This window comes from Pirellulales bacterium (assembly GCA_035939775.1).
In the GTDB taxonomy this organism is placed as follows: Bacteria; Planctomycetota; Planctomycetia; order Pirellulales; family DATAWG01; genus DASZFO01.
This window is the reverse complement of record DASZFO010000285.1, coordinates 1-5,063: the sequence shown is the minus strand read 5'-3', so window position 1 is coordinate 5,063 and position 5,063 is coordinate 1. Positions and strand designations below refer to the sequence as shown.

Sequence of the window (5,063 nt, the reverse complement as noted above, 5' to 3'; positions counted from 1 at the left end):
TCGGATCGTGCATTGTGCTGCTCTCGGCAGAATCTGTTCATGCGAGAGGGGGCGGGGGCGGATTTCGCGGAGGTGGCGGAGGCGGTTATCGGGGTGGCGGCGGCGATCGCGGCGGCGATTTCGGCGGAGGAGGCTATCGCGGCGGTGGCGATTTCGGCGGAGCGTCGCGCGGCGGCGGCTTCGACACTGGTGGTTATCGCGGCGGCGGGGCTGAGGGCGGCGGATATCGTGGCGGCGAAGCGAGCGGATTCCATGCCTCCGGCGGAGAAGCAAGTGGCTTCCACGCCTCCGATGCGAGCGTGAGCGGATTCCATGCGTCGGGCGGCGACGTGAGCGGGTTCCACGCGAGTGGCGTCTCGGCCGGTGGTTACTCGGGGTTCCACGGCGGTTTGCCTACCGATGGCGCTTTCGGCGGAAACTGGACCAGGGCGGGCGGCGCCGGCGCGATTGCTCATGCCACCACGTCGTGGTCCGGCAGCGTGGCGTCAGCACGCGGGGCGGCCGTAAGAAACGGATTTGGAGACTACGGCGCGTTCGGTCACGGTTGGTACGGCGATCATTCCGGCGCCTGGGCCGCGGCGGGCTGGGGCGCTGGAGCGGCATGGCGCGCCGCGACTTGGCCCGCCATCGGCGCGTGGTGCGGCTGGGGAAGCGACGTGGCGCCAGTTGTATACGACTACGGCAACAACGTCACCTATCAGGGAGACCAGGTTTACTACGGCACCCAGCCGGTGGCTACGGCGGACCAGTATTACCAGCAGGCGTCCGATATCGCGCAGAGCGCCCCGGCGCCCGATCCTCAGAGCGCCGATTGGCTGCCGCTGGGCGTCTTTGCGCTAGTGCAGGGCGACCAATCGGACACCAACACCATGTTCCAATTGGCGGTCAACAAGTCGGGCGCCATCGCGGGGAACTACAACAGCGTGCTCACGGGATCAACCGCCCAAGTCCATGGGGCGGTGGATAAGCAAACGCAGCGTGCCGCCTGGACGGTCGGAGACAACAAAACGACTGTCTACGACGCAGGAATCAGCAACTTGTCCAAGGACGAGGCCCCCGTGTTGATCCATCTCGGCAAGGACAAAACGCAGCAGTGGATGCTCGTGCGACTGAAGCAAACCGACCAGCAGAACACCGGGAATTAGGAGAGCTTCAAGGTTGTATTGGATACGTTGGGTGCCATGCCCACGGCTCGGCGTGGGCATGGACAGCGTTGCAGCATGGCCACTCAGAGCAGTGGCCATGGCACCCGTCAAATCCGAATTGAAGCTCAAAGAGGAGAACGACCCGTGTCGATGGAAGAGAATCGCTCTGCGTCGCAATCCGGCACGAGCGGAAAAAGGCCGGAACCGAAGTTTCTCGAAACGGCGGCGATCGCCAGCGGCAGCGACACCGCTCCCTCGCGGACTCCCGGCTCGCCGGCCGCTGCCGCCGCCTGGATCGGCCGCACGCTCGGAAAATACGAGGTCATCGGCGTCCTTGGTCAAGGTGGAATGGGAGTCGTTTTTCGCGGGCGCGATGCATTGATTGAGCGCGACGTCGCGATCAAGCTCCTGCCCGAGGACTTGGCAGAGGACGAAACGGCGCTGGCTCGATTTCTGGCCGAGGCCAAGGCGGCCGGCAAGCTCAACCATGCCAATGTCGTCTCGATTTACGAGATCGGGCAGGAAGGCCGGGCGTATTTCTTAGTGATGGAGTTGATCCCCGGCGGCAGCGTAGCGGACGGGCTCGATCTTGCGCATCCCCGCTCCCTCCTCGACGCGACTCGTATCGCGATCGACGCTTGCAAGGGTCTTTCAGCCGCGCATGCGGTCGGGCTGATTCATCGGGATATGAAGCCGGCGAACTTGATGAAAACCGCGGATGGCTCGGTCAAGATCACCGACTTCGGCTTGGCCAAGACAACGACCGCCCGCGCCCGCGAGATGACGCAAGCTGGCATGGTCGTCGGCACTCCCTATTTCATGAGCCCGGAGCAGTGCGACGCCAAGCCCGTCGATGTCCGCAGCGATATCTATTCGCTCGGGGCAACTTATTACAGCCTGCTGACCGGACGAAATCCATACGAGAATTCGAGCAGCGTGATCCAAGTGATGTTTGGGCATTGTCAGGGAGAGATTCCGGATCCGCGCTCGATCGACACCTCCGTTCCTACGGCTTGTTCGGCGATTGTCGCGCGAGCGATGGCTAAATCGCCCGCCGATCGGTATCAGTCGGCTGGAGAAATGCTTGCCGACTTGCAAGCGGTGGCAGCCACGCTTTCGGGCGCAACCCGGATCGAGCTGCCGAGTCAATCTGGCACTCGCCCGGCAGTTTCCTCGGCAGCCATGCCGAGAATTAAGACGCCTGGCAAGCAGAATCGGCGACTTTGGATCGGCGCTGGGCTGGGTGCCGCGGTATTGCTGCTCATCGCATTGGCGGTTTGGCGGCCGTGGCAATCGTCGCGCGAAGCCGCTTCGGATTCCGGCGCGCCGGCTGGGCCGTTTTCCGCGGGCGGCGCGGGCGCCGCAAGCGCACTGGGCACAGTCGATGCCAAGGGGCCGACTTCGGGACCATCGGCGTCCCTCGAAACCGCGCGAGGAGTCACTTCTGCGGAAATCGTCCTCGGAATGAGCGCTCCGTTCAACGGACCGGCGCAGGAACTCGGCCGCGGGATGCAAGTCGGGCTGGAAACCTTCTTCGAAGACGTCAATCAGCGCGGCGGCATCGCGGGCCGCAAGATTCGCCTGGTGGCCTTGGATGACGGCTACGAGCCCGACCGCGCTCGCGCCAATATGGAGGAGCTGTTCGACAAGCACAAGGTGTTCGCCGTCATCGGAAACGTCGGCACTCCCACGGCAGAGAAGGCGCTGCCCTATGCGCTCGAAAAACAAATGCTTTTCTTCGGCGCCTTCACCGGCGCCAAGCTGTTGCGGAAGGACCCGCCCGATCGTTTCGTTTTCAACTACCGCGCGAGCTACGAAGAAGAGACGGCCGCGATCGTCAAATACTTCGTCGAGATCAAGAAAATCCGGCCGGAGCAGATCGCAGTCTTTGCCCAGCAGGATGGCTATGGCGACGCGGGCTACAGTGGCGTGGTCAAGATGATTCGCAAGCTCGGCGGCGATCCCGACAAATTGTTGCGAGTCGGTTATGTCCGGAACACCATCGACGTCGCCGATGCCGCGGCGAAGATCGTGCAAGCCGGCGACCTTCGGGCAGTCATCATGGTGCCCACCTACCGCCCCGCCGCGCGGTTCATTCAACTGGTAAGAGATGCCGGCAAGGACCCGATCTTCGCCAGCGTCTCGTTTGTCGGCAGCAATGCCCTGGCGGATGAATTGACCCAGCTCGGGTCGAAGTACAGCGACGGCATCATCGTGACTCAAGTGGTCCCGCATCGAGATTCTCAGGCCTCGGCCGTTTCGAGATATCGGGAATTGCTCGGCAAGTACCATCCGAACGAGAAGCCCGGGTTCGTGTCCCTCGAGGGCTACATCGACGCGATGATCTTCGCGCATGCCCTCGAACTGGCCGGCGGCAGCCTGACCACCGATTCTCTGATCGCAGCCCTGGAATCCATCCACAACCTCGACCTAGGCATCGGCGCGCCGATCACCTTCGGCCCCTCCGAGCACCAAGGCGCGCACAAAGTTTGGGGGACCGTTCTGGACAGCAAAGGGCAGTATCAGATTCTGGATTTGGATTGACGAGCCGGGCGGCGTCAGCCCCCTGGATTATCGCAACTAGTTTAGACAAGTACCAGTTTTCTAGGTTTAGATTGAGGGGCTTACTCGGTCCTTGCAGCGGGAGAAAATGAAAATGAACACCACGGCTAAATTGCGGATCGTCGTTTTCTTGGCCATCGGGGCGGTGCTCGGCTATGTCATCGCCGCGGCCGGTCCCGAAGTGTTCAGTCGGTCGAGGGCCGCCGATGCCACGATCGACTCGGTCGAGGGCAAAGCGAACAATTCTGACAATGCGAATCGTTCCGTCTGCTTGACGGAAGCAATGCCGAAAGGCCAACTCTTGGCGATGGCGGACTCGACGGTATCGGCCACGAGTGCGGCGCCGGGCGGTGCGCCGGTGGTCAGCGGCGTCCCAGGCTCGCCGAGCGCCACAACGACGATCGACGGGAAGTATTTGCCGCCTCCTCCGCCGAAATTCGGCGGAGTGATCAACCTGAGCGCGCGGGATTCCAAACCCTGGTGGCCATCGCGAGTCGTACCGCCGAAGGGCGCGCCGAACATCCTTCTGATCATGACCGACGACCAGGGCTACGGCGTTTCGGGCACGTTCGGCGGCATCATTCCCACGCCCGCGATGGATCGCGTCGCGAAGATGGGCCTGCGCTACACGCAGTTCCACTCGACGGCTCTTTGCTCGCCGACGCGGGCAGCCTTGATCACCGGCCGCAACCATCATTCGGTCGGCTTCGGCATCATCGGCGAGCAATCGACCGGTTATCCCGGATACGATTCCACAATCGGGGTCAATAATGCGACCGTTGGCGAGATCCTGAAGCAGAACGGCTATGCCACGTCGTGGTTCGGCAAGAATCACAACACGCCAACCTACCAATACAGCATCGCCGGCCCGTTCGATCAGTGGCCGATCGGGATGGGCTTCGAGTATTTCTATGGATTCATGGGGGGAGAGACCGATCAATGGACGCCGTATCTCTTCCGAAACACGACGCAGGTCACGCCTTGGGTCGGCAAGCCCGGCTACAACCTGACGACCGATTTGGCGGACGAAGCGATTAAATACATGAACGGCCTCAACGCGGCCGCCCCAGACAAGCCGTTTTTCGTGTATTACGTTCCCGGCGGCACGCATTCTCCGCACCAGCCGACCGAAGAATGGATCGAAAAGTTCACGGGCAAGTTCGACATGGGCTGGAACGAACTACGCGAGCAGGTCTTCGCCAACCAGAAGCGGCTGGGTGAGCGTCTCGATTGTTGGTGGAAAATCTGCTCTGTTGGAAGGAGTGTTGCAGAAGGGGGGTGCCCCCGAAACGTTATTCTCAATTGAGGGCAGTGCGATGGCTAAGCAGATCGAAGCATTGGAGTTGGACCTGACAT

Annotated in this window: 3 protein-coding genes; all 3 read left to right on the top strand. The window is 62.1% G+C overall.

Annotation, left to right across the window (positions count from 1 at the left end):
* On the top strand, positions 1-1,145 hold a 1,145-nt coding region (locus VGY55_17620; GenBank protein HEV2971797.1), incomplete at its 5' end, for a protocadherin.
* Positions 1,146-1,295: 150 nt separating this feature from the next.
* Entirely contained in the window at positions 1,296-3,689 is a 2,394-nt protein-coding gene (locus VGY55_17615) for an ABC transporter substrate-binding protein (GenBank protein HEV2971796.1), read from the top strand.
* Between the two features lie 112 nt (positions 3,690-3,801).
* Positions 3,802-5,013: a sulfatase-like hydrolase/transferase gene (locus VGY55_17610; protein ID HEV2971795.1), complete on the top strand. Its 1,212-nt coding sequence runs from the start codon at positions 3,802-3,804 to the stop codon at positions 5,011-5,013.
* Positions 5,014-5,063: the final 50 nt, after the last annotated feature.